The following is a 2,115-nucleotide window of genomic DNA, read 5'->3' as shown; positions in this document are numbered from 1 at the left end:
ACTCCGTGCTGTCATGCGTGACGATGGCGACGATGCGTTCGCCGCCGGGAATTTCGAGTTCCACTTCGTCGTTCACCGCGCCTTGCTTGACGCGGGCGACCTTTCCTGCAAACTGATTACGTGCGCTGGTTTTCATGCTCAATCTCCCTATCAGCAGACAGTCATCGGCCAGCGCTGGGGCTTGCTGGCTTAGCTGGTCGATAAAGCGGCGGTGCTCGCGTTCGATCAGCCGGAAGTTTTCCACCAGTTGCAGGCCGCGCGCGGTAAGACGCGTGCCGCCACCGCCTTTACCGCCCGCCGCGCGTGCCACCAGCGGCTCACCGGCCAGGGTGTTCATGGTGTCGATCGCGTCCCACGCGGCCTTGTAGCTCATGCCGATGGCTTTGGCCGCCTGGGTGATCGAGCCGCATTCGGCAATGCTGGCCAGCAGGGCGATGCGGCCATGGCCGCCGAAGTTCTCGTCGCCGACCATCATCCAGACGGAGCCGCGCAGGGCGAAAGGCGTGTCATTGCTCATTTCAGTCAACAATCTTGCGAATTTCAAGGGATCGCAGCCACTTCACGTGGCGCGGGCCGGTGTGCAGGTCGGAACCGGAGATCAGCGCAATGCGGCCTTCCTCGTTGCCGAGTGGCGCGCCATCCTTTTCGAACAGCACCAGCACATTGTCGCCCAGCGGAGAATTGAAGAGTTCACTCCAGCTGAAGACGACTTTGTAGCCATCACTGGCGGTAGCGATGATCACCATCTTCTTAACGTCGTGGCGGTCGGGCGCTTGCACCACGGCTTTGTTGAGCACATCGCGCAGCCTCACGCCGCGGTATTTGTCGAACTGTATGACGGGAAAGTCCTTCGTCAGCGCCTCGACGCCTAGGTTTAGCTTATGTTCGACCGCGCCTTCGACCGCGACCGACGTCGTCACGGGGCCGGCGGGCCGGTCGTGCGCAGATGCGCCGGCGATGGCAAGAGCGAGCAGCAGGGGCAGGAATTTTGACATGGCGATCCTCATACCAGGCTGACGGCCTTCACCTGCAGCCAGACGTGCAGTCCGGGCGCAATGTTCAGGGCGTCAAATGAACGGGAAGTGATACGGGCGACGACTTTGGTGGCGCCGCACTGGCACTCGACCAGCACATGCGCGGCCTGCGCCGCCGCGGTAAAGGACAGCACCGTGGCGGGCAGCACGTTCAGAATGCTGGAGTCTTCGTGCCGCGACAAGGCAATACTCACGTCGCGTGCGTGGATGCGGACGCGCGTGGCGGCGCCGGTACGCAGCGCGCCCACGGGCGCCCACAGCGTGCCCGCTTGTGTGGACAGCGCCGCCAATGCGTGCGGTTCGTCGATGTCCGCGACCAGGCCGTCCAGCACCGCGCTGGCCTCCTCGATGAAGGCGGGCGGCAGATCAAGCCGCGCCAGCGTATCGGAAATGGGACCGCTGGCTACGGCGCGGCCGTCTTCCAGCAGCACGATGTGGTCGGCCAGCCGCACCACTTCATCGATGGCGTGGGTGACATAGATGATGGGGATATCGAGTTCGCGGTGCAGGCGTTCGAGGAAGGGCAGAATCTCCTTCTTGCGTTTCTGGTCCAGCGCCGACAAGGGCTCGTCCATCAGCAGCACGGACGGTGAGGTCAGCAGCGCACGTGCAATCGCCACCCGTTGGCGCTCGCCGCCGGACAGCTTGGCCACGCTGCGGTCCATCAAATGCCCGATGCCCAGCAGTTCGATGGCCTGTTCGAAGGCGATGCGCTGCTGCGCCGGCGGTGTACGCGAACGGCCGTAGTCGAGATTGCGCTGCACATTCAGGTGGCCGAACAGGCTGGCTTCCTGGAACACGATGCCGACATGGCGTTCATGCGTCGGCACAAAGCGGCTGTCGTCCTGCAAACACTCATCGTTGATGCACAGACGCCCGCGCGCAGCAGGTTCGAAGCCAGCGATACAGCGCAGCAGGGAAGTCTTGCCCGAACCGGAAGGCCCGAACAGTACCGTCACGCCATGGCTGGGCAATTCCAGATTCACATCCAGCACGAAGCTGCCGTGATCGAGCTTGAAGCGTGCCTGGATGCTCATGCTGCGCGGCTCCTGCGGTTCAGCAGATGCAGCGCAAGCAGCAC

General features: G+C 63.4%; 3 protein-coding genes. All 3 read right to left on the bottom strand.

Features of this window, described 5'->3' with window-relative positions; genetic code table 11:
- The coding region (locus AB4Z11_RS30205; RefSeq protein ID WP_442029647.1) for a LysR family transcriptional regulator at positions 1-517 on the bottom strand (517 nt) is incomplete at its 3' end.
- A 1-nt stretch (position 518) separates the two neighbouring features.
- Positions 519-995: a molybdopterin-dependent oxidoreductase gene (locus AB4Z11_RS30200; protein ID WP_442029645.1), complete on the bottom strand. Its 477-nt coding sequence runs from the start codon at positions 993-995 to the stop codon at positions 519-521.
- 8 nt (positions 996-1,003) lie between these two features.
- A complete protein-coding gene (gene modC / locus AB4Z11_RS30195) occupies positions 1,004-2,071 on the bottom strand; it encodes a molybdenum ABC transporter ATP-binding protein (protein WP_442029649.1) in 1,068 nt (355 codons plus the stop codon).
- Positions 2,072-2,115: the final 44 nt, after the last annotated feature.

It is taken from the genome of Pseudoduganella sp. RAF53_2 (genome assembly GCF_052113985.1).
Classification (GTDB): domain Bacteria; phylum Pseudomonadota; class Gammaproteobacteria; order Burkholderiales; family Burkholderiaceae_D; genus Rugamonas.
The sequence above is the reverse complement of the archived record's forward strand: the minus strand, read 5'-3'. Positions and strand labels throughout refer to the sequence as shown.